Annotated in this window: 1 pseudogene; it reads right to left on the reverse strand. The window is 33.7% G+C overall.

The annotated features are described in order from the left end of the window. A pseudogene (locus GJU40_RS20600) lies at positions 1-413 on the reverse strand (DUF1672 family protein); the annotation flags it as partial.

A 413-nucleotide genomic window follows, 5' to 3' on the forward strand; every position in this document is an offset into this window, starting at 1 on the left:
TTTATTTTGTTATCATTTAAAGTGATTGTATAACTTCCTCTAGGAAAACCTTCTCTTGTTTCAATGTCTGAAATGATTTGTTGAAATATCTCCTCATCTGGTTCTACACCAGGCTCTTTCATAAATAGATTAATAGCAAAAGCAAAACTTTCGGGACCGTATTCCGTGAAATCAAAATGTTCTTTTAGCTCTGTTTTGCTAATCTCTTGATTATTCAAGTAAAGGGCGTTGATAATTTCTCTCTTTTCCCCTAGGAGTGAAAATTGAAAAAAGTAATGCGGAGTCGTATAGCCTGTTTTTTTAACCTTATTCATTGCTTCTTGTCGGATTCCAACAACAGGATAGTTCTCTGTTAACTCTTTAAAATATTCATCAAGCACTTTAAGTTCTTCTTCCATCATCATTGCCAACAG

It is taken from the genome of Metabacillus lacus (assembly GCF_009674805.1).
GTDB lineage: Bacteria > Bacillota > Bacilli > Bacillales > Bacillaceae > Metabacillus_C > Metabacillus_C lacus.